The organism is uncultured Draconibacterium sp., assembly GCF_913063105.1.
In the GTDB taxonomy this organism is placed as follows: domain Bacteria; phylum Bacteroidota; class Bacteroidia; order Bacteroidales; family Prolixibacteraceae; genus Draconibacterium.
On record NZ_CAJXYQ010000006.1, the window covers coordinates 66806 to 90712 of the forward strand.

General features: G+C 39.9%; 20 protein-coding genes. 17 read left to right on the forward strand and 3 right to left on the reverse strand.

Going from position 1 to position 23907, the window contains the following annotated elements:
• Positions 1-76 precede the first annotated feature (76 nt).
• The 17 genes from QZ574_RS07585 to QZ574_RS07665 all read left to right on the forward strand — a co-directional run bounded on the left by QZ574_RS07585 (position 77) and on the right by QZ574_RS07665 (position 19494).
• Positions 77-994 (forward strand): 4Fe-4S dicluster domain-containing protein, encoded by a 918-nt coding sequence (locus QZ574_RS07585; RefSeq protein ID WP_297088453.1) that lies wholly within the window; start codon positions 77-79, stop codon positions 992-994.
• A gap of 18 nt (positions 995-1012) precedes the next feature.
• Positions 1013-2371: an NrfD/PsrC family molybdoenzyme membrane anchor subunit gene (gene nrfD, locus QZ574_RS07590; RefSeq protein ID WP_297088455.1), complete on the forward strand. Its 1359-nt coding sequence runs from the start codon at positions 1013-1015 to the stop codon at positions 2369-2371.
• 5 nt (positions 2372-2376) lie between these two features.
• Entirely contained in the window at positions 2377-3249 is an 873-nt protein-coding gene (locus QZ574_RS07595; protein ID WP_297088456.1) for a cytochrome c, read from the forward strand.
• A 3-nt stretch (positions 3250-3252) separates the two neighbouring features.
• Complete coding sequence (gene ccoS, locus QZ574_RS07600) at positions 3253-3438, forward strand: cbb3-type cytochrome oxidase assembly protein CcoS (RefSeq protein ID WP_297088459.1); 186 nt, start codon at positions 3253-3255, stop codon at positions 3436-3438.
• 11 nt (positions 3439-3449) lie between these two features.
• Positions 3450-5915, forward strand: coding sequence for a cytochrome-c oxidase, cbb3-type subunit I (gene ccoN, locus QZ574_RS07605; protein WP_297088461.1), 2466 nt, complete (start codon positions 3450-3452; stop codon positions 5913-5915).
• A gap of 1 nt (position 5916) precedes the next feature.
• Positions 5917-6111 carry a hypothetical protein gene (locus tag QZ574_RS07610; RefSeq protein ID WP_297088463.1) on the forward strand — a complete coding sequence of 65 codons (195 nt, stop codon included), beginning with the start codon at positions 5917-5919 and terminating at the stop codon, positions 6109-6111.
• 10 nt (positions 6112-6121) lie between these two features.
• Positions 6122-6694, forward strand: a complete 573-nt coding sequence (locus QZ574_RS07615) for a cbb3-type cytochrome c oxidase N-terminal domain-containing protein (protein ID WP_297088465.1) — start codon at positions 6122-6124, stop codon at positions 6692-6694.
• A 68-nt stretch (positions 6695-6762) separates the two neighbouring features.
• Positions 6763-8124 carry a cytochrome c oxidase accessory protein CcoG gene (ccoG, locus tag QZ574_RS07620; protein ID WP_297088467.1) on the forward strand — a complete coding sequence of 454 codons (1362 nt, stop codon included), beginning with the start codon at positions 6763-6765 and terminating at the stop codon, positions 8122-8124.
• A 61-nt stretch (positions 8125-8185) separates the two neighbouring features.
• Positions 8186-8638, forward strand: a complete 453-nt coding sequence (locus QZ574_RS07625; RefSeq protein ID WP_297088468.1) for a FixH family protein — start codon at positions 8186-8188, stop codon at positions 8636-8638.
• Between the two features lie 34 nt (positions 8639-8672).
• Positions 8673-9434 carry a sulfite exporter TauE/SafE family protein gene (locus QZ574_RS07630; RefSeq protein ID WP_297088470.1) on the forward strand — a complete coding sequence of 254 codons (762 nt, stop codon included), beginning with the start codon at positions 8673-8675 and terminating at the stop codon, positions 9432-9434.
• 27 nt (positions 9435-9461) lie between these two features.
• Positions 9462-11852: a heavy metal translocating P-type ATPase metal-binding domain-containing protein gene (locus QZ574_RS07635; protein ID WP_297088472.1), complete on the forward strand. Its 2391-nt coding sequence runs from the start codon at positions 9462-9464 to the stop codon at positions 11850-11852.
• Between the two features lie 150 nt (positions 11853-12002).
• Entirely contained in the window at positions 12003-12227 is a 225-nt protein-coding gene (locus QZ574_RS07640; protein WP_297088474.1) for a DUF4492 domain-containing protein, read from the forward strand.
• Positions 12228-12233: 6 nt separating this feature from the next.
• The gene (locus tag QZ574_RS07645; protein WP_297088476.1) at positions 12234-13796 is read left to right on the forward strand and encodes a cytochrome ubiquinol oxidase subunit I; all 1563 of its coding nucleotides are present in this window, start codon (positions 12234-12236) and stop codon (positions 13794-13796) included.
• A 17-nt stretch (positions 13797-13813) separates the two neighbouring features.
• Positions 13814-14944, forward strand: coding sequence for a cytochrome d ubiquinol oxidase subunit II (gene cydB / locus QZ574_RS07650; RefSeq protein WP_297088477.1), 1131 nt, complete (start codon positions 13814-13816; stop codon positions 14942-14944).
• A 309-nt stretch (positions 14945-15253) separates the two neighbouring features.
• The gene (locus QZ574_RS07655; protein WP_297088479.1) at positions 15254-15994 is read left to right on the forward strand and encodes a glycosyltransferase family 2 protein; all 741 of its coding nucleotides are present in this window, start codon (positions 15254-15256) and stop codon (positions 15992-15994) included.
• Between the two features lie 20 nt (positions 15995-16014).
• Positions 16015-18069 carry a hypothetical protein gene (locus QZ574_RS07660; protein WP_297088481.1) on the forward strand — a complete coding sequence of 685 codons (2055 nt, stop codon included), beginning with the start codon at positions 16015-16017 and terminating at the stop codon, positions 18067-18069.
• A 12-nt stretch (positions 18070-18081) separates the two neighbouring features.
• Complete coding sequence (locus QZ574_RS07665) at positions 18082-19494, forward strand: glycosyltransferase family 39 protein (RefSeq protein WP_297088483.1); 1413 nt, start codon at positions 18082-18084, stop codon at positions 19492-19494.
• A gap of 15 nt (positions 19495-19509) precedes the next feature.
• Here QZ574_RS07665 and QZ574_RS07670 read toward each other — a convergent pair whose 3' ends face one another.
• The 3 genes from QZ574_RS07670 to QZ574_RS07680 are packed head-to-tail and all read right to left on the reverse strand — an operon-like array spanning position 19510 to position 23869.
• Positions 19510-20217, reverse strand: coding sequence for a VTC domain-containing protein (locus tag QZ574_RS07670; RefSeq protein WP_297088485.1), 708 nt, complete (start codon positions 20215-20217; stop codon positions 19510-19512).
• Positions 20218-20220: 3 nt separating this feature from the next.
• Positions 20221-20901 (reverse strand): DUF4956 domain-containing protein, encoded by a 681-nt coding sequence (locus QZ574_RS07675; protein ID WP_297088487.1) that lies wholly within the window; start codon positions 20899-20901, stop codon positions 20221-20223.
• A 10-nt stretch (positions 20902-20911) separates the two neighbouring features.
• Positions 20912-23869: a CotH kinase family protein gene (locus tag QZ574_RS07680; RefSeq protein WP_297088490.1), complete on the reverse strand. Its 2958-nt coding sequence runs from the start codon at positions 23867-23869 to the stop codon at positions 20912-20914.
• Between the last annotated feature and the right edge of the window lie 38 nt (positions 23870-23907).

A 23907-nucleotide genomic window follows, 5' to 3' on the forward strand; every position in this document is an offset into this window, starting at 1 on the left:
CGTAATGTTTAGAAACTAAATTTAGCTGAATATCTTCATCCCATTTTGGAATGATTGGTAAAAAAATAGTCTGTTTATGGAAAACAAATCGCGTAGAAACTTCATGAAAAAGCTGGGGGCATCAATTGGTGCAGCCGGACTTGTTGGGGGTTCAAGTTTTTTAAGTTCGTGCAACCAGGTTGAAACGGTTTCCGGAGATAAGATTAAACTGCTTACCTCGAGTGGAGAATTGGTAGAAGTTGATAAATCGCAACTAAAACCTGCCGACATGCCGGATCTTTCTGAAAATCAGAAAAGAGGCCGCGAGGGTCTGCCCGGACGTAAGTGGGTAATGGTAATTGATTTATCGAAGTGTAGAAATGCACGCGAATGTATGAAAGCTTGCCAAAATCACCACCAGCTGCGGCCCGAGCAACACCATATTAACGTGTTGCAAATGCAGGATGCCGACCACACTGCACCTTATTACATGCCAAAACCTTGTCAGCATTGCGATAATCCGCCTTGCACAAAAGTGTGCCCGGTAAATGCTACGTTTAAACGCGAAGACGGAATTGTGCTTATCGACAACGAACGTTGTATTGGCTGCCGTTTTTGTATTGCAGCATGCCCTTACTCGGCTAGGGTTTTTAACTGGTTTGAACCCCGCGATGCAGAAAAATACAAAGGTGTAACCTACAACATTGAAGCAAATGTGCCTCAAAAGAAAGGTACAATCTCGAAATGCTTGTTTAGTGCCGACCGATTACGCGACGGAAAACTTCCAACTTGTGTTTCATCGTGCCCGAATGGGGTTTATTGGTTTGGCGACCAAAACGAAGATGCTGTTACCAATGGTACAACCAAGGAAACAACAAGTTTTAGCAAATTAATAAAAGACAATGCAGCATACACCTTAATGGAAGAGCTGGGAACCAAACCCAGGGTTTATTATCTACCTCCCAAAGACAGGGCTTTCCCATTTCAGGGCGAAATTGATGAACACCACTCATAAGCAACTAAATTTTAAACGATGGAAAAAACAAAATCGCCGGAAGAATCCCGGAAATTATTGGATAAAATCACATTCGACCTCACCCGTTCAATCGTAAAACGCGATGAGTTAACCCATTTCTGGTATTTTTTACTCATCATGTTTGCTGTAGTTGGCCTGTGGGGTTGGTTTATACAAATCCGCGATGGGCTTGGCGTAACAGGAATGCGCGATTACGTGTCGTGGGGAATGTACATCGGGAACTTTGTATTTTTTGTTGCCGTTAGTTTAATTGGTTTCCTAATCAGTTCGGCACTTCACTTGCTAAAAATTCATTGGGCAAAACCGATATCGCGGGTAGCCGAGCAGGTGGCTATTGCCGCCGTAGCATTGGCCGGAATTATTATTGTAATGGACATGGGGCGCCCCGACCGTTTTCTCAACGTATTCTTACACGGCCGTTTTGCCTCACCTATCATTTGGGACGTTACAGTGGTAACTACTTACCTAACCATTTCTGTTTTATTATTTTATATTCCACTTATTCCCGATCTTGCGCTATTGCGCGACCGGGGTGGTTCAGACATCCCGACATGGAAAATGAACATCTACAAAATACTGGCTTTGGGCTGGAAAGGTAACGATGAACAATACCGCCTGGTTTCGCATGCTATGCGTATATTAATGATTCTCATTATTCCGGTTGGTCTTTCTATTCACACCGTAACATCATGGTTATTTGCAGCAACTTTACGTTCGGGCTGGGACACTACCATTTTTGGTCCTTACTTTGTTGCCGGTGCCTTTGTTGCGGGTTCGGCTGCCGTTGTAATTTTAATGTATGCCTACCGCAAACGCTACGGGTTAAGCGAATATTTTGCCGAAAAACAATTTGATTATATGGGTAAATTACTGGTTTTTGTTTGCCTGGTTTACCTTTATTTTAACGTAAACGAATTTTTGGTACCTGCCTATAAAATGAAAACTGCCGAGGCCATTCACCTGCGCAACCTGTTTACCGGTAGTTATTCAACCATGTTTTGGTTAACCCAGATTTTTGGCCTTATTCTACCTATCATTTTAATGGTCTGCCGCTTTTTCAGAAAACCATTACCACTAACCATAATTTCGGTTTTTGTTTTGGTGGCTTCGTGGTTTAAAAGGTATGTAATTGTAGTTCCAACACTGGAACACCCGTTTTTACCCGTACAGAATGTTCCGGAACACTTTAAACACTATCAGCCAACAAGTATCGAGATTATGATTACCGTATTCTCGTTTATGGCTGCACTGCTAATAATTACCGTATTGGCTAAAATGTTTCCGGTAATTACCATTTGGGAGTACGCCGAAGAAAAAGGTATTGAAAAAGAAATTCTTGCTGAACCGAAAAACTAAAAAACATGAAAATAAAATATTTACTTGTAGCATTAATTTTTCTGGCGCAGCACGGAATGGCGCAGGAATGGTTGGTTCCGGAAGATCAGAAGAACCTGATAAATCCTTCGGAATATAACCTTGAAAATGTAAAAAAAGGAAAAGACCTGTATTTGCTAAATTGTAAATCGTGCCACGGCGATGCCGGCAAAAACAACGGATTGCCATTGGTGCCACCGCCGCCTGATGTTACCAGCGATATTATGCAGGCAAATACCCCGGGCGAATTGTACTATAAAATTACCAAAGGACGTGGCGGGATGCCACAATTTGAAACAACCATTTCGGAAGACGATCGTTGGCGACTGGTAAACTACATTATGAATTACAACCCAGCCAATGAACCTGTATTGGTAGAAGCTCCTCCCAAAAATGCAAAAATACTGGCATCGGTTAACGAAACCGAAAATAAGGTGGAGGTTTTTGCCGAGGTAGAAGACGCCAATGGAAAATACCTGGCACTTGCCGAAACGCCTATTTCTATCGGAGCAAAAAAAGCTTTCGGCACACAGCCTATTGGAGAAGTACTTACCAATAAAGAAGGCCGCGCTGAATATCAAATCCCAGAGACCTTAATTGGCGATGAGCAGGGAATGGTAAATATTGTTGTTGAATTGGGCGAAGGTTTTATTACCGACCAGGTAGTACTTGATGCTGCACAGGTAGGACAACAAAAACCAACACCGGTACTCATTCAAAAAGAAGTGCTTTGGTCGACTAACGAAAACGTTCAAACCTGGTTACTGCTATCGTACCTTGCCGCCGTTGGCGGTGCCTGGGGCGCAATTGCCTACGTCGTTTTTCAGATTCTAAAAATTAAACGCGCCGGGAAAGAATAAAACATGAATATATTTTACCTGCTGATAGGAGTTAGTTTACTGGCTGCACTTATTTTTTTAGGCGCCTTTATATGGGCAGTACGATCCGGGCAGTTTGATGATAACGAAACTCCATCGATGCGGGTATTGTTTGACGATGACGATGTAGAGCAAACATCGGATAAAGAAGAAGAAAATAACAAAAAATAATTATCCAACTTATGGAAAATCAAAAATTTAATTACGACAACAAAATAGTAAAGCTTTTTATTCTGGCTACGCTGGTTTGGGGTGTTGTTGGCGTTCTGGTAGGGGTTCTTGCTGCGGCACAGTTAGCTTTTCCGGTGTTCAACTTCGGACTCGAATTTACCACCTTCGGAAGGGTTAGACCGCTGCATACCAATGCCATAATTTTTGCTTTTGTAGGCAATGCCATTTTTGCAGGAGTATATTATTCAATGCAAAAACTGCTTAAAACCAGAATGTTCAGCGACACGTTGAGTAAAATTCATTTTTGGGGCTGGCAAACCATCATTGTATTGGCAGCTGTTACACTCTTGCTTGGCATTACAACCTCAAAAGAATACGCCGAGCTTGAATGGCCAATTGATATTCTAATTACCATAATTTGGGTGGTTTTCGGATGGAATATGATTGGAACACTGATTGTTCGGAGAGTACAACATATTTATGCAGCCATTTGGTGGTACCTGGCTACCTTTTTGGGAGTGGCCATGTTGCACGTGGTAAATTCCTTCGAGCTTCCGGTTTCGCTGTTTAAAAGCTATTCGATTTACGCAGGAGCGCAAGATGCCGTAGTTCAATGGTGGTACGGACACAATGCCGTTGCATTTTTCCTTACAACACCGTTTTTAGGTTTAATGTACTACTACCTGCCAAAAGCCGCCAACCGGCCAATTTATTCTTACAAGCTGTCAATTATTCACTTCTGGTCGCTTATATTTCTATACATGTGGGCAGGGCCACACCATCTTTTATACCAGGCATTGCCAGAGTGGGCACAAGCGTTGGGAACAACATTCTCGATAATGCTTATTGCCCCGAGCTGGGGCGGAATGATTAACGGGTTGTTAACCTTACGTGGCGCCTGGGACCGCGTTCGCGACAGCGCTGCTCTAAAATTTATGGTTGTAGCTGTAACCGCTTACGGGATGTCTACATTTGAAGGGCCAATGATGTCGTTAAAATCAGTAAACCAAATTACACACTTTACCGACTGGACCATTGCACACGTACATATTGGTGGAATGGGATGGAATGGCGGCCTTGTTTTTGGTATGCTTTACTGGTTGGTTCCAAAACTGTTTAAATCAAAACTATTCTCCGAGAAATTAGCCAACACTCACTTTTGGTTGTCAACTCTTGCCATATTAATTTATGCTATCCCGCTATATTGGGCAGCTGTTACGCAGTGGTTAATGTGGCGTAATTACACCGACGAAGGTTTCCTTCAGTATCCAAATTTCCTGGAAACAGTTACGCAGTTGATACCAATGTATATGGCACGTATTGTTGCTGGTATTTTGTTCTTGGTTGGGTTTATTATTATGGTGTACAACCTGGCTAAAACAATGGCAGCCGGAAGTTTTGTTAACGACGAACCTTCAGAGGCACCGGCACTTGTTCTTGCCGGCTCGCGCAACCCATTGAAAGAAACCATACACCGTTGGATGGAAAGAAGAGCGGTTCGTTTTTCAATTTGGGTATTTGTGGCACTGGCCATAGGTGGTGCTGTTGAAATTATCCCGATGATATTTATAAAATCCAATGTTCCTACCATCGAGTCGGTAAAACCGTATACTCCACTTGAGTTGGAAGGACGCGATTTGTATATAAAAGAAGGCTGCTATGTCTGCCACTCGCAAATGGTTCGCCCCTTCCGCTGGGAAACCGACCGCTATGGCGAATACTCGAAAATTGGCGAATTTGTTTATGATTATCCATTCCAATGGGGATCGAAACGTACGGGCCCCGATCTGGCACGTGCCGGTGTAGTTGGCGGGCCAATGTATAAAAATGCAGCCTGGCACTACAACCACTTCATGGATCCGCAAAAAATGAATGAACAATCAATAATGCCAAACTATGCCTGGCTGGCCGTTAAAAACGTAAACCTTTCGCTAACCCCTAAAAAAATAAGGGCGATGCAAACGCTTGGGGTTCCATACGAAGAAGGTTATGATGAAAAAGCAGTTGACGACTACCTTACACAGGCAGAAGGAATTGTTGCTGACCTTAAAGCATCGGGAATTGAAACGGATGCCAAAAAACAAATTGTTGCCATGATTGCCTACATGCACAAGCTGGGCCGCGACATTTCGGAACAGCCGGAGGTTGCCCAGGTGGAATTGCATACTGAAGCAGTAAGCGAAGCTGCTGAAGAAAAAGAAGTTAAACTTTTGGAAAGTGCTGAAGACCTGCAAGCAGGGCAGAAAATATTTCAAACAACCTGTGTGGTGTGCCATGGTGCCGACGGTAAAGGCATTGCCACCTTCCCAAGCCTGGTTGACGATGAATGGATTACCGGGAATTCGCCTGCCGAGGTATACAAATCAATTGCCGAAGGAAATGTGGCCAAAGGAATGGTTCCATATAAATCACAGTTCTCTGAAAAGCAAATTACTCAGCTAACCAGTTACATCTTAATTACCTTACAAAACAAGTAACATGAAGATCGTAAGTAATTTATTAACCAGCATTGAAGGAATCCAGATTTTTTACATCATCGGATTACTGATTTTTGTCGTTCTCTTTATAGTAATTTTTATTCGAACCATGCGTATTCCGAATAAAGAAATGGAAGACATCAAAAATTCCATATTACTCGACAGTGAACCCGGAGACTTCAATAATTCAAATTAAACGTTTAGCTATGTCAGATAAAAATAAACAAATACTCGATCAGGATGAACACCTAATGGACCACGATTATGATGGGATAAAAGAGTTGGATAATCCTCCTCCGCGCTGGATTATGCTGATGTTTTACATTACCATTGGCTGGTCGATTTTGTATGGTGCCTATTATTTTTGGCTAAAGGAAGGTGACCACCAGGATGCCGAATACGCCAAAAAATCAATGAAACACGACGACAAATACCAAATTGCATCCTTATCGGCTGACGAGCTTACTGCATTTACCGACGAAGCTTCAATTGCCGAAGGAAAACAAATTTATACCGATATGGCTTGCATGGCCTGTCACGGAATGAATGGCGAAGGAAATGCAATTGGGCCTAACCTTTGCGACGAATACTCATTAAACGGTTGCGATTTTGAAAGTGTTTTTAACATCATAAAAAACGGCAACCCGGCTAAAGGGATGACTGCTTTTAAAGGCCAGATTAGCGATGAAAAAATTCAGAAAGTAGCCAGTTATGTAATGACCATGCAAGGCACCAACCCGGCAAATGCAAAAGAAGCACAGGGCGAAAAATGTGAATAACATTAAATACTACTTATGAAAAAATTGGGGAAAAGCATTCCCCACTTTTTTAGCACCAATTTGAACATATGGCAAAACAAAAACTCGATTTCAGGGATTACCCGATAAATATGAACGAACGAGGGGGACGCAAATGGGTATATGCCAAAAAGCCCTCGGGGAAATGGTTTAACCGACGTACCATTGTTGCCTGGCTCTTACTCTTGTTTTGGGTAGGTGTCCCATTTTTAAAAATCAACGGCAATCCTTTTATTCTGCTTGATATTGCCAATAGAAAATTTATCATTTTCGGCGCCATTTTCTGGGCACAAGATACCTTTATCCTCGCCTTGCTAATGCTCTCGTTTGTACTGTTTGTAGTATTATTTACTGTTACCTTCGGGCGGCTGTGGTGCGGATGGACCTGTCCGCAAACCATTTTTCTTGAAATGGTATTCCGCAAAATAGAGTACCTGATTGAAGGCGATTATCGCGAACGACACAAGCTGGATAATAGTCCATGGACGACAAAAAAGATTGTTAAAAAAACATTGAAGCATAGTATTTTTATACTCATCGCCTTAGCCATGACCAATGTTTTTCTGATGTGGTTTATTGGCAGCGACCGTTGGCTCCAACTCGTTCAGGAACCCATTCTCGAAAACATTTCAGGCTTTCTGGTGATGTTACTTGTTTCGGCCTTTTTTTACTGGGTGTATTCCTTTTTTCGCGAACAAATTTGCACCATGGTTTGCCCCTATGGCCGCATGCAGGGCGTTTTGCTCGACTCGAAATCTATAGCCGTTACCTACGACTACATCCGCGGCGAACCCCGTGGAGGACATGGCGGTGGCGACTGTACCGATTGTAAACAGTGCATTTCGGTATGCCCAACCGGCATTGATATTCGCAACGGTACGCAGCTTGAATGTATAAACTGCACAGCCTGTATCGACCAGTGTAACAAAATTATGCACGTAACAGGTAAAGCACCGGGCTTAATTCGTTATGCATCCGAGGCACAAATTAAAGGGCAGCAAAACTCCATCTGGAATGCCCGAAACAGAGCCTACTCGGTAGTGCTTCTGCTTATCTTCTCATTTTTTATTTACACCCTCTTTTCCAGACCCGTACTCGAAACAACAATATTGCGGACTCCGGGGCTGCTTTATCAGGAACAGGATTCAACACTATCAAATGTGTACAACATTAAAATTGTAAATAAAACACACGACGAACTTCCGCTTGAATTGCGTGTTACCTCTCATGATGGAAAAATCCAGATGGCCGGAAACACCATGCTTTTAAAAGATCAGGATATGTACGAATCGACCTTTATTCTTTTTCTGCCAAAAAGCGAGGTAACCAGCGACAAAACAGAGGTTGAATTTGGTGTTTTCAGCAATAATGAATTAATTGAAACCTATAAAACAACATTTGTGGGGCCGTAAAATAAAATGGGCTCATACTTTTTACAATAAACAGTACAGTATAACAACTAAGAAATAACGAATGAAATTTAATTGGGGGACGGGTATTTTTCTTTTTCTGCTACTTTTTTTATTAGGATCGGCAGTATTTATAACTTTTGCAGTACGCCAGCAGGTTAACCTGGTGCATAAAGATTACTACGAGCAGGGCGTTGACTATACCGAACAAATGCGGGTACGCTCCCGATCGAAAGCTTATGGCAACGCACTAAAAACCTCATCAAACGAACGGTTTTTTATTGTTGATATTGATGAAAGCTTAATCAGTAGAATTGACTCCGGAACCATTCACATGTTCCGGCCATCGGATTACACCAAAGATATCCAGTCTTCATTTCTGGGCAAAGAAAGCACTGACAACCTTCGTTTTGAATTTGACAAACAAGCATTAATCAGCGGGCGTTATATTTTAAAATTTTCCTGGTATGCCGGGGGCGTGAAATACGAAATTGAGCGCCCCGTTAATGTACAATAATCACCATTTTTGCTTATAGAATAAAACATATGCCATGACTATTTACCTATCAGCACTTATTTTAGGATTAATGGGAAGTTTTCACTGTGCCGGTATGTGTGGGCCAATCGCCATTGCACTGCCGCTTCACGGAAATACTGTTCCACAAAAAATCTTTGGAGGTACCCTGTACAATATCGGCCGGACCATAACTTACGGCATTATGGGGGCTATATTTGGCCTACTTGGGCAGGGTCTGCAACTAATTGGTTTTCAACAGAAGGTATCGGTTGTAATGGGCGCCCTCATGATAATTTCTGTGCTGTTCCCAAAACTGTTTAAAAACCAGTACAGCATGAACAAGAGCTGGTTTTCGGCTGTAGGAAAACTCAAAAAGAAAATTGGAGAGATGTTTTCCATCCGGTCTTTTCAAAGTTTATTTTTTATAGGTATGTTAAACGGCCTGTTGCCCTGTGGCCTGGTTTATATGGCTATTGCCGGTGCAATTGGCACAGGCGGCATTGCCGAAGGATCGTTATACATGATTCTGTTCGGACTGGGAACCATACCTATGCTGCTGGCCATTTCGCTGGCCGGGAACGTGCTGGGGCTTGCTGTTCGTAATAAAATCAACAAACTAATTCCGGTGCTGGTTGTTGTGGTTGGTATTCTTTTTGTACTGCGGGGCTTAAGCTTGGGTATACCCTACCTAAGTCCGCCAAAACAAAAAATAGAACAGAAGTTTGAGAAAAGCCTGGAAAGCGAGAGTGCTGATTTGCACAATGAAAGCAAAGGAGATTGCTGCAAAACTGATTAGGCAACAGAAGATCAACCGAAAAGAAAGATGGGAAAGAAGCAGGAGAATAGTTGTGTGCACTGCGGTGCCGATTGCGGCAATAGTCCGGTAATTTCGAATGATTTGAAATTTTGTTGCAACGGTTGTAAAACTGTGTATCAGCTGCTGAACGAGAACAAACTTTACAATTATTACAACCTGGAAGAAACACCGGGGATAAAAGTGGAAGCGACCACCGAATTTGGCAACAAGTACGCTTTTCTTGATAACGACGAGGTAAAAGCCAAACTCATTTCATTTACTGAAGGAAACATATCGAAAGTAAAATTTTATATCCCGGTTATCCATTGCGCATCGTGCATTTGGCTGCTCGAGCACCTGCAAAAACTGCATCAGGGCATTCGGCATTCTTTTGTAAATTTCACCCGAAAAGAGGTTGACATCACCTTCGACGAGACGAAGATTACGCTCCGTCAATTGGTAGAGTTGCTTGCTTCAATTCATTACATTCCCGACCTTTCGCAAAGTTTGGCCGACAAAAAAGAAGACAAATCGTACAAAAAGCTTTTGTACAAAATAGGCCTTGCCGGATTTGTTTTTGTAAATGTAATGACCTATAGCCTTCCGGCCTATTTTAATGGCGAGCCACTGAGCGAAAAACTACAATCGCTGTTTAGCATTTTAAGTTACATTCTGGTGGTTCCGGTAGCTTTTTACAGTGGCAGCGATTATTACATTTCGGCCATTAAAAACCTGTTAAAAAAGAATATCAGCATTGATTTACCCATTGCTCTGGGAATTATTGTCCTTTTTTTAGTAACCAGCTACGAGGTAATTTTTACAGGTGGTCCGGGTTACAGCGACAGCTTGTCGGGCCTTATTTTTTTCTTGCTTGTTGGTAAATGGTACCAGAGTAAAACTTACGAGGCGCTGTCGTTCGAGCGAAACTACAAGTCGTATTTCCCCATTGCAGTAACCAAAATAAACAAACAAATTGAAGAAAGTATTCTGCTGGAAAAGATTGAAGTGGACGACGAACTGATTATTCGTAACAAAGAACTTATTCCGGCTGATGCTGAACTAATTGATGGCGATGGACAGATTGACTACAGCTTTGTAACCGGCGAATCGGCGCCAGTTGCAAAAAAGAAAGGCGATTTTATTTATGCCGGTGGCCGTCAAATGGGCGGAATTATTAAAATCAGGGTAAAAAAGGAAGTTAACCAAAGCCACCTTACCAAACTCTGGAACCAGGATAAAACTTACGAAAAACCAAGCGATACATTAAAAACGTTGTCCGACAGGGTTAGCAAATATTTTACACTAATTGTTATAGCTATTGCCCTTGGCGGATTTAGTTTTTGGCTGGCAAAAGGCGATTCGCACACCGCCATTTTTGTTTTCACTGCCGTTTTAATTGTTGCCTGCCCGTGTGCCCTGGCACTTTCCATTCCGTTTACCTTTGGAAATACGATGCGCCTTTTTGGTAAAAACGGCCTCTATATAAAAAACACCGATGTTATTGAAAAACTCTCGCACATAAACACCATTGTTTTTGACAAAACCGGAACCCTTACCCAGCCCAACCAGAACAAAGTAAGCTATTCGGGGACAGCACTTAACAACACCGAGGAAGAAGCTATATTTTCCTTAACAAAACAATCTACCCACCCGTTAAGTGCTGCTCTTGCGCAATTTTTTAATAAACTGAATTACACAACCCCTGAGCATTTTGTTGAAGTAGCCGGGCGTGGCATTTTCGGAAAAGTTAATGGTATGGATGTCCGTCTCGGATCTGAAGAATATGTCACCGGTTCTTCGGTAGCCGGAGGAAATAAAACGTCGATGGTTTACGTGGCCATAAACAACCATGAAAAAGGCCATTTTACCATCAGCAACCAATACCGCGATGGTTTTGGGCGAGTGCTGAATACCCTTAAAGAAAAATTTAATCTGTTCCTTATTTCAGGCGATAACGATGCTGAAGCACATAATCTTTCCGGTTATTTTGATCTGAAACGCATGTTGTTTAACCAAAAGCCGGGAGATAAAGCAGCTTTTATAGAAGCACAACAACACAAGGGCAATACCGTATTAATGACCGGCGACGGACTTAACGATGCCGGAGCTCTTATGCAAAGCGATGTGGCCTTAACAATTGCCGATAAAGTGTATCATTTCTCGCCTGCCAGCGATGCCGTGCTTGAAGCAGATAAATTTCACCGGCTGGCTAATTTTATTCGCTTCACCCGAACCTCGCTCAATATTGTAAAACTTAGTTTCGCTATTTCATTCTTTTACAACATTATAGGCATTGGTTTTGCGCTAACCGGAAATCTATCCCCCGTGGTAGCTGCAATTTTAATGCCCATAAGCTCGGTGTCGGTTGTTGCTTTTGCCACTTTTGTTACCCGCCTTGCCGGAAAAATAAAACTTTAACCTGCAATTTTCTCTTTGCCATCTCCCCTCAATTCCATCGGCAGGTACTATTTAGAATCATTTTAATAGGTTTTTATTTTCAACATATGCTTATTATTGCGAAATTTGATTCATCACATTCAGTGAACAAAACGTATAAAATAGTTCCGTATGACATCACAAAATACGTTTACCAAAATTGCCCGTTTTTACATCAGTGGTTTTAAAAATCTTAGCAACTGGGGTAAACAGGTTTGGATCATAATTCTGGTAAAACTTTTTATCATGTTTGTAATCCTCCGAGTATTTTTCTTCCCCAATTTTCTGAAATCGAACTTTAGCAGCGACGAAGAACGCAGCAACCATGTTCTGGAAGTTTTAACAAATACAAAATAAAAACGCATGAATGAAATTGGAATTGCCAGCGAAGCATTAGTCAATTGGTCGAGGGCGCAATTCGCCTTAACTGCCATGTACCACTGGTTATTTGTTCCGCTAACACTGGGTATTACGTTTATTCTGGCCTTTATGGAAACCATTTACGTAAAAACCGGAAATGAAGAATGGAAGCGCATAACCAAATTTTGGATGACACTTTTTGGGATAAACTTTGCTATTGGTGTAGCTACCGGTATTATTCTTGAATTTGAGTTTGGCACCAACTGGTCGAACTATTCCTGGTTTGTGGGCGATATTTTTGGTGCTCCGCTTGCCATTGAGGGCATACTGGCCTTCTTTTTAGAATCGACATTTATTGCCATTATGTTTTTTGGGTGGAATAAAGTTGGAAAAAAAACGCACCTGGTAGCTACCTGGCTAACAGCTATCGGAGCCAACCTCTCGGCACTATGGATATTGGTTGCCAATGGGTGGATGCAGAAACCGGTGGGCATGATTTTTAACCCCGAAACGGCGCGCAACGAAATGAACAACTTCTGGGACGTGCTTTTCTCGCCAATGGCCATCGATAAATGGTTACATGCCACCTCGTCGGGTTTTGTGCTGGCTGCCATTTTTGTTATTGGCGTTTCGGCATGGTACCTGCTTAAAAAACGCGAAGTGGTTTTGGCTCGGAAAAGCATGTTGGTTGCGGCAATTTTTGGCTTGCTTTCGTCGGTTTACGTGGTTTGGACAGGCGACAATTCAGCACGTACCGTTGCCAACGACCAACCCATGAAATTTGCAGCACTTGAAGGTTTGTACAACGGAAGCGAAGGGGCAGGTTTAATTGCAGTGGGAATGTTCTCAACATCGGAAAATGACCCCAGCAACGAGAACCTAAAAGATATGACCATAAAACTGGAAATCCCGAATATTCTTTCGTACATGGCCTTTTTAGATTGGGATGCTTTTGTTCCGGGAGTTAACGATATTGTTCGGGGAAATGAGAAATACGGCATTATGTCGGCCAGTGAAAAAATAGAACGTGGCAAAGTGGCCATTAATAAACTTGGTGCCTTTAAAACAGCCAAAAAAAATGGCGATAGTCGATTAACAGAAGAGCTGAAGGCAGAACTAACCAGTGCTGATTTTCAGAACAATTATTTCAGGTATTTTGGCTATGGCTATTTTAAAGATGTGCAGGAAATGGTTCCGAATGTACCTTTAACTTTTTACAGTTTTCACACAATGGTTGGCCTGGGGTTTGCTTTTATTTTGGGCTTTATACTCGTATTCTGGTTTACCCTGAAAGGAACGATCGGCAAAAAGAAATGGTTGCTTTGGCTGTCGATTATTGCTATTCCGCTGGCTTACATTGCCAGCCAGGCTGGCTGGATTGTAGCCGAAGTTGGCCGACAGCCCTGGGTAGTGCAGGATATGATGCCCACAATGGCTGCAGTTACACGAATCAGCTCCGGGTCGGTACAGGTTACCTTCTGGCTTTTTGCCGTACTTTTTACCGTGCTTATGATTGCCGAGATTAAAATTATGATTCGCCAGATTAAAATTGGTCCACATCATTAAAACAAGGAGGAAACAAGATGTTTGAAAATTTATCGCATGTCGCATTACAACAATACTGGTGGATTTTGGTATCCATTCTTGCCGCGCTTTTTGTCTTTTTGATGTTTGTTCAGGGCGGACAGACTTTAATTTTCCAAATAGGAAAAACCGAAGATGAAAAAACAATGCTACTGAATACACTTGGTCGCAAATGGGAGTTTACTTTTACCACCCTGGTAACTTTTGGCGGCGCCTTTTTTGCCTCTTTCCCACTTTTTTATTCTACCAGTTTTGGTGGGGCCTACTGGGTTTGGATGGCTATTTTAATAGCCTTCGTTATACAGGCAGTTTCGTACGAATACCGGCGAAAACCCGCTAATTTCCTGGGACAAAAAACCTTCGAAATATTCTTGGTAATAAACGGAGTGTTAGGCACTTTACTGGTGGGTACAGCTGTTGGAACGTTCTTTAACGGTGCCGAGTTTTCGCTAAACCAGCTCAACCAGGTCGACTGGCAAACACCTTTCCGCGGGCTGGAAGCAGTTTTAACCTTCCATAACGTGGCATTGGGGCTAAGCGTTTTGTTCCTTTCGCGCGTACTGGGCAACCTGTATTTCATTTTTACCATTGATAACAAAACTATTGTTAATCGTGCCCGAAAAACCCTTCTGCGCTGTAGTATCGTTTTCCTGCTATTTTTTCTTTACTTTCTGGTAGCCCTGTTACTTAAACAAGGCTACGCAGTAGATCCCGACACCGGTAAGGTTTTTATGGAACCTTATAAATACCTGCACAATGTGCTGCAAATGCCATTAAATACCATCATCCTTTTGCTTGGTGTGGTAGGTGTTTTATGGGGCATTATTTCAACGGTTTTTATGAAAAGTAACAAAGGATTTTGGTTTGCCGGAGTAGGAACTGTTCTCACAGTTTTTGCACTATTTCTGCTTGCGGGTTTTAACAATACAGCCTTTTACCCCTCAAACTTCGATTTGCAGTCTTCGCTAACGATACAAAATGCATCGTCGAGTAAATTTACACTGGTGGCAATGGGATACGTTTCGTTGCTTATTCCGTTTGTTTTGGCTTACATCACTTACTTTTGGCGGGCCATGAATAAGAAGAAGATTTCGGATGAAGAGATGAAAACCGAATCGCACGTTTACTAATCAATTAAAGCTTTAAATATGTATACAGATGCAATAATAGAAATGCTCAGCTGGCCGATACTGATAATTGTTTCGTACCAGGTAATCAGAATTGTTTTAAAAAAGTATGAAAGCAAACTGGAGGAGAAAGATTAGTTTATAGTGTCATTTTACTTTCCTTTTGATAAGGTTACTGTACGTTTTTCCATTAATAACAAATGAATGCCATTCTTCAGGATATACTGAAAATGGCATTCATTTATATAATCACTTCTAAACAATAATTTCTGTGAATTCTTGTTATTTTTACGGCTCAAAACTGAAAACCGAATGATCAATAACAAAAAAGTTGTTGTAGTGCTACCGGCCTACAACGCTGCAAAAACACTGGAAATTACATATAACGAGATTGATTTTAACATTGTTGATGATGCAATTCTGGTTGACGATGTGAGCAACGATGAAACCGTAGAAGTTGGTAAAAAACTGGGGATTAAGCACATTGTTGTACACGAACAGAACAAAGGATACGGAGGAAATCAAAAATCGTGTTACAACAAATCCCTTGAAATTGGTGCTGATATAGTTATTATGCTCCACCCCGACTACCAGTATACTCCCATGTTAATTCCGGCAATGGCCAATTTGCTAGGAAACGGTTTATATCATGTTGTTTTGGGATCAAGAATTTTGGGAAAGGGAGCGCTAAAAGGAGGAATGCCACTAATAAAATACATTGCTAACCGAGGCCTTACTTTCATCGAAAACATATTACTTAATGCCAAACTCTCGGAATACCACACCGGATACAGAGCTTTTTCGCGCGAAGTACTCGAAGCCGTAAATTACAATGCCAACTCCGATAATTTTGTTTTCGATAACCAAATGCTGGCACAAATCTGGTTTGCCGGTTACGAAATAGCCGAAATTACCTGCCCAACCAAATATTTCGACGATGCGTCGAGTATTAGTATTAAAAACAGTACCATTTATGCGATTGGAGTATTAAAAACCGCCTGCCAATACAGGCTACACAGATGGGGATTGGTGAAGAATAAGATATTTAATTAACAAATAAACTGTTTCTCATTTTGCCAAAAAGGATTAATTATTTTATTATACTACTCCTGCCTGCTTTATTTCTTTGGGCAGGAAGCACAATTGAGTTGGCCAATTATGGTAACGATCCAAATTATATTTATTTAGCGAATGCAGCATCCATTTGCGACGGCAAGGGTGTTGGACATGTTGATAATCCCGGAACTACCGTTATGGAGATTGGTGCTATAGCAATAACGCTTAGGCACTTGCTCGATAATCCGAATAACGAAACACTTGTACAACATGTACTAAAAGAACCTCTTATTTTTGTCAATACCATCCATTTGGTTTTTGTAGTTTTTAATGCACTAATTTTATTTTTATTGGGTTACGTTGCGTTAAAAAAAACAGGCTCTATATGGGTTGGAATACTATTACAAACGACTACTTTTTTAAGTGCAAACACACTCGATCATGTCTGGACAAAAATATCACCGGAACCAATCCTGTTTTTTCTTACCTGCCTTTATGTTATTACCCTACTCTTTTTTTATACTTCAAAAGAAAGACTGACTATAAAATACTTATTAACTTTTGCGGCATTAACAGGAGCAGGCCTGGCAACTAAAGCCACTTTTTTGCCACTTGTACTATTCCCTTTTATTCTTTTCCCGGGAATTAAAAAGAAAATCATCTATTTAGGTAGCCTGGTATTCTCTTTTATTCTTTTTACCATTCCTGCAATACCGGAATATAAAAGAATGTTTTTCTGGTTTAGAAATATGCTTAGCCACACCGGTAAATACGGGCAGGGAGATAAAGGCCTTTTGGATATTTCAACCTATTTGCCAAACCTGATTAAAATAATTCAAAACAATCCTGTTTTTGGAGTGGTAACTATTATTTCAATCATCACACTGATTTATTACTATTTTTTTAATAAGAATAACCAGGAAAGGAACAAACAAGATATTGAAGCAAAAATCCTGCTGGGCTTAACTGCTACAAATATTTTCGGGATATTGCTGGTGGCCAAACAATACAGTGGAAACCATTACCTCATTCCGGTAATACTTTTAACAGGTATTTCATTACTTTTTAACATTAAACTTCTTATTAAATCGGATAAAATAGTTCTACCAATATTGGTTAGTTCCCTGATTATTCTTTTCATTTTCATACAGCCTAAGAAAATAAAATATGCAGAACGAGGGTACAGACTAACAAACGAAGAACTGCAATCAACGCAGGAATTAATTGATAAAAGGTATTCTGATTATACGCCTGTTTATTACTACCCATATTCGTTAAACAAATTTTCGGCGCTTAAATTTGGCGATGTACATACCCAACACCGGCTACTTCCCCATTTAAATGCCATCTACCCAAATACCTTTTTTTACAACTATGCCCACGAGATGTTTCAAAGCTGGAATTCAGAATTAACACTCGAGGAAATAGTTCAACAAACCGGAAATAAAATTCTATTTGTTGGAGGGCCAAGGAATGATGAAGGAGCTAACAAAATGATTCAATCTGGTATTCCTCTTGTAAAAATATATCAGGGAAGAGTACAGGGAGTTTATGAATTGGACTCTGTTAAATTTCAGCAAAAAAATACCAATTCGATTTTGCAAATTGCAGAAGAAATTGTTTTTGATGCTGAGCAACTAAGTATGGACAATCAGTTTTATCTGGGATCGGATAAAAATAGTTTTGGGAACGCATACAACAGAACAAATGATCAGGCACGTTCAGGAAAATATGCTGTAAAAATGGATAGCAGTGTTGAATATGCGGTTTACTATGAATTGAAAAATTTAAACGTAAACGAAGTTTACGAGATATCAATCTGGAGAAAAGCAGATAACAATAGTGGGCGATTGGTTGTATCAGCTAAGAATGATAAATCATTTTATAAATCGCAACACACAGGCATCTTATCCGACAAGCAGGGATGGGAGCTACTGCGGGTTAAATTAAATGTACCTCCTGAGCTACAAAATGACACACTAAAAATATATCTTTGGAATCCGAAAGGTCAGTTAACCTATTTTGACGACCTTTCAATTATCAAATATGTTTCAAACCAGTCTGTTTTATAAATGTTGTCTCAGGTGAATCAAATTTTTAATAAAATAAAAGATTACTTTTTTCTGCTTCCTCTGGTCTTTTTTGTGGTATTAACTTATCCCCGGTTGAGCCTGCCCTATTTTTGGGATGAAGCCTGGTCTTATTTCCCGGCAGTTTTTAAGATGTACGAAAATGGCCCGGGATTAATGCCCGGAGCATTATCACTCTGGGAAGCCAAAGGGCATCCTTTATTTTTCTTTTTCCTGTCATCATCGTGGATGCGACTGGTTGGCACGTCAGTATTCTGGGTGCATATATTACCCTTTCTTATTTCACTAACCACCTTAGGTGCTTTGTTTGCTTTAGTTAAAAAACATGCCGGTATCTGGGCTGCCAACATTTCCATTCTTTTATTCAGCGTACAATCGCTCTTTTTGGCCCAGGCAACATTTCTTTTACCCGAAATGCTTATCACGCTTTTATTATTATTTTCTGTACACTTTTATCTGGCGAAAAAATATTGGCTCTTTGCATTGTCAGCTTCAGTAATGGTATTAACAAAAGAAACAAGTATTGTATTTATTGCAGGGTTTCTGCTTTTTCATCTTTTTATTTACCTGAAACCAGGCAAAGAATCGCGTAAATACATTCTTGAGAGCCTGCTGATATCCATCCCAATTCTAATATACGCACTGTTCCTTGTTCTGCATAAAAAAGAATTTGGATCATTCTTTTTTCAAGAACACACAGGATACATTGAGTTGAGTTTAACATCAGTGTTGCGAAAAATAAAAATGGCAACAAACATTGTTTACAACAGTTATGGAAGAAAGTTTATTCTGTTTGCAGTAGTAGTTGCATTGGGATTTATCTTTATAAAAAAGAAAAAACTGGAGAACAAAAACGTTCTTGCATTGCTTCTTTTATTAAGCCTGTTGTTTATAATATTTTCTGCCTTTAACTTTTATACGCAGCGTTACATGCTTTGCATTCTGGCTCTTTTTATAACAATTACATCAATACTGTTTATCCAGGCTAGATTTAAGCAGTGGTACTTAAATCTTATAATAGTTGGATTAGTAACAGCAGCACCACTCTATTATACTTTAGCCAAAAAGACGAACAGTGACAGCGACCTTGGTTATGTTCATGTAGTAAAATTACACAAGGAAATGGTAAAATATTGCGAAGAACAAAATTGGCAGGACAAACCTATCTCAGCCAGTTTCAACTTAATCTTTTGTTTACGCAATCCCCATCTTGGTTATGTTTCTTCTAACGAAGGTTTCTCGCAGGTAATGAACCTGAAAAAATATCAGGAAGCTGAAATATTTTTAAACGATTGTACCTCATTTGGAGAGGAGACACAAATAGATTCTATTGCCAGTTTCAGCCGGGTAGCGAAAGAGTTTGAAAGAGAGCAAGCCTGGGGAAAAATTTACACTAAACTTCCGTAAGGCAAAGAATATTATTTAATGAGCTATCTCACTTCTGAAATGACTTAAACCTGAAACAAATTTTGAATTTTTATCTAAACGAAAAGGAAACTGATTACTGATTTGATCTGCATTTTCGTTATGCTCCTTATTATATTTTAGTTCAACAACCACTTTCAGGTCTTCCTTAAACGAATGTTGCATATGATTCCACGATGGCCTTAAATTGTAATATTCCATTTGGTCATCAACTGTTATTCTGAACACTTTATTAAGCGTTGTATAATAACTTCTTAAATATGTATTAAACAAAACCGGTTGCAAACCAGTAAGCTTTTCCCTTACGTCTGCCGGTAAAGTCGCGTTATCAAAAATACCTGTTAGCGCTCTTGCATGAAATTCTTTTTTATTAAAATAAAATGAAGGTACACTATATGATTTTTTTGTACCTACCAGCCCTTTTTTTATTTTAAATTCCAAGATAGGAGAATCTACCTTCCCAAATTCGTCGCCATACCATCGCAAACGTACCTTCCAGCGATTACCATTGCCAAAAAGATTATCAAAATAACAATCGAAACCCGGAGTATCAAAGTAGATGTTATTAATTCGTCGTTTTGAAAATGCAGAAATAAAAAATGCGTTGTTTTGTTTAATTATAGCCTCGGTAGCCAACCGGTTTAACGGATGGGTTACAAACTTTCGCTCGTACCTAAATGTATTTAATTCGGTATATCCCTGCATTTTTTAAAACGAATTATTATCGATAAAAGAAACCCGAACTCCTGGATTTAGACTATGAACTTTATCTTTAAACTGCTGTAAATCGGTGGCCTTACTTATTTCAACCCAATAAGCTGCCTCAATTAAATCTGAAGATTCATCGTAACGCACCAATTTCGACGATTTAAAAATATCCATTACCTCCGAATCAATGTTTTCCAGCTTAGGCTTTCCTTCTCCATTACTACTGATAGTTAAATACAGATTTTGTTTCCGTGTTTTTGATGAGCTCAAGAACCTCAACCAAATAATAGTCAGCAGGACAAAAGCTGCAATTACAGTTATTATTTGCTGGCTGGCTCCCAAGCCCAAACCAATGGCGATGGTAAAAAACAAATAGGCCAATTCTTCAGGCTCTTTTATTGCCGAGCGGAAACGAACAATTGAAAGTGCCCCTACCAAACCAAGAGATAGCGCCAACGAAGATTTAACAATCGAAATAATCAGCATAGTTGTAAAAGCAATCAAAAAGAAATTTGCCCCAAAAGCTTTTCGGCTCGATAAACTTTTTGCACACCTGGAATAGGTGTATTCCAAAATAAACGACAATACCAGTATTATAACCGAATTTATTACAAAATCTAATATCGAAATTTGTGCATTTTCAGTAATTAAAAACCGCTGAAACAGGTTCCATTTATCCATAATTAAGTGTTTATTGATATAATTTTTCTGCTATATTTTTTTCTCTTCCGTAAATTTTTTCTCCATTCAAGATCAATACAGACCCTTCTTCTATCTGGTGAAAAATCATATTATTTTTCATTCTCAAATTATTGATTGTAATTTGTGCCGCACCGTATTCAGGCTTTTTAACAAAAGCAACCAATCCATAAACAATATGGCTCATCTCTATTCTATCTAGCTCCAGTTCAGACATATCTTTTGATGCCACACCTATATTGGCTTTATCAATGATACATTCTGTAATATTCAAAAACGAGTGCTCTCCTCCGGAAATTGCTTTATCGCTAATATCATACATGGTGCACCCCGATATGTCTACATGGCTCCCCGAGAAATCAATGGCATCGTTACCAATCTTATTGAAAGTACATCGTACAACCTTGCCTGAGCAAAAATCAGAATCAAAAGCATCGGCAAACGTATTTTCAAACCGGCAATCTTGCACATGAAATTGAGAACGCACGATATTCAGAGCATCATCGCAATTAAAATTGGACGCAAATATACAGTTTTCCATTTCAACATCGGCTTCGTATAAAGCAACCGCAGCAGGCGACTGCCATCCTCCTTTATGCATGCTTCCCAATCCACTAAATTGAACAAAGTTCATTTTTGATTTTTCACCTGGCTGAATAACATTAAATCCTTGCGCCGAATGATCGCTTGAATATATTTTTATCGGTTTTTCTTGAGAACCCAGCATTTTTACCGGTGCTAGAGATATAAAAGCGGCTCCATGAACAAAATCCATCCGAGTACCTGCATTAAATTGAACTTCCTCAACAGTTTCTGGGATAAATATATCGTTGGAAAAAACATACTCCCCGTCAAAAATAATTTTTCCATCAACCAGAGTTAACTGCTGTGGTGTTTCTTCAAGTGCTTGCCGGGTACTTAAACCTTCCGAATATTTCCATGGATACACCTCTGTTTCCAACATAACCGAACCAACCGAAAACAATATTCTTTCTGGCAATTCATCAAGCGGAACGGAAAGGATTTTCATACCATCTGCCTTGTAGGCAGGAAGTACTGGCGCCGGATCAAAACTTTCGGGCATACGGTCTTTCATAAATGCGCCCAATACTTTTATTTCAGCATTGTGGTAATTCAGCAATTGCAAACTTTGTTTCTCACGATCGTAATAAGCATGAACCAACAATGGAACCAGGTTCTTATTCAGGTCAGAAGTGTTTTCATTACTATTCTCATTTACTACTTGCTGCCCGATTTTTTCTACATTTTCTTTTATTTCTGCTAAATTTTCCCGAACCCATTTGGCCTGTTCTGTTAAACTTTCAAAATTAAACTGATAATAAGGAAATTCTTTTTGAATAAGTTGATTTAACGAATCAGCCTGGTTTTTATAATTGGTAATTATGTCTTTAATGAATTCAGATGAACTGTATTTTTCAAGATAGTGAAGGTAATTGAGGTTGAACAAGCTATCTGAAAATACCTGCATAAGCATCAGCTCTTCTTCTTTTAAAGTGCTTATACTTTCGGGATTAAACATCCCCGAGACCTTCTCATCAAAACGTTTATAAACTCCTCCTTCTATATATCCATCAAAAGCAATTGGCTCAAGCAAACAAGTTACCGGGTTAAAATAAAAACGCTGATTATGCCAGGTAAAACCATGGTACGATTGGGTGATATCTACCAATGCGTAATATTGCGCCAATTTATCTAAATCAAAAATCCGTGAAACGGGCTTTGTCCTGTTTTTATATTGATACAAAAGTTTCTGACCCTCCTCAAGTTTTTCAAGCATAAGCGAGTCTGCGGTAACCTGACCAACTTTAAACGGAATTACCGGAGCAGCTCCAAAATAATCGATATTCCATTCGCGTCCTGTAACGTTGGTTTCGAGTACTCGCTGCCACATTAAGGTTTCATCAAAGCGCAGAATTGGCCCCTCGCGACGATTTCTACTCTCCACAAGTTGTTTCTCAAAATGTTCTTCCCAGGCATAAATGCCAAGCGAACGATTATTAATATTTACGGGAACAAAACCATAACGAGTAGTAAGTACATCTTCCTTCTCAAAAATCTGATGTGCCAGCCACTCATCCAGAAAATTTCGTGTTATTGGATTCTGAACCGAAAAAGTCTTGAGATGTTTCCAGGTAAATCCTTTTTTCAATTTAAATCGAAACGACCACTTATCTCCACGTATATGGTCGACCAAATCACCTTTCAGACGAAACTTTGCATCTAAAAAATCACTTCCGTCAAACAATACTACATTCGAATAATCCTCATCGTTATTTACCAATACCCCGGTTTCGAAAGCAATATACCGTTTGTCATTTAACTTTCTTAAATCGTTGTCGTCGATGTACAACTGCAAACCATCAGTTTTTTCATAAACGGGATAATCTTTTGTTTTCCTGTGTTCTATTTGAAGATCGTCGAAATAAACCGAATCAGGGCTATTATTCCATACAAATACCTTCACCTGACCTTTTGTGAAAGTGGGAGGGGTAAAAACTTCTAAAAATATTTTTTCCCAACCATCAGCCTTTTTCTCAACAACAAACTTACCGGCGTTGTAAAAACCATCTCCTCCATCGATAACAATTACTCCGCTATTATTCTGATTTTTCCGCCATGCTGTTACCCGAAGGTACTCATCGGGGCCTATCCCTTTTACATCAGTTGTAAAACCATAAGGGCTTTTAGGTATAAGTTTTATGCTGTATTCTCCTGATTGTGCTGTTTCGTTTGTGCGCCTGTCGATATTACCAAAGCCCTGTTTACTTCCTTTTGAATCGAGAAAGTGGTGTTTTGACTCATCCATACTTTCGGCATTGCATAAATAAACCTCGTTAAGTTCAGAAAGTTCTTTTGAATCGTAGGAACACGCGAATCCCAAAAACAACAAAAAAAAGACGATAATTTTATTTACTTGCAAATATGGCATAGACCTCAATAAGAATTCGCAAAATTAACAATTCAACA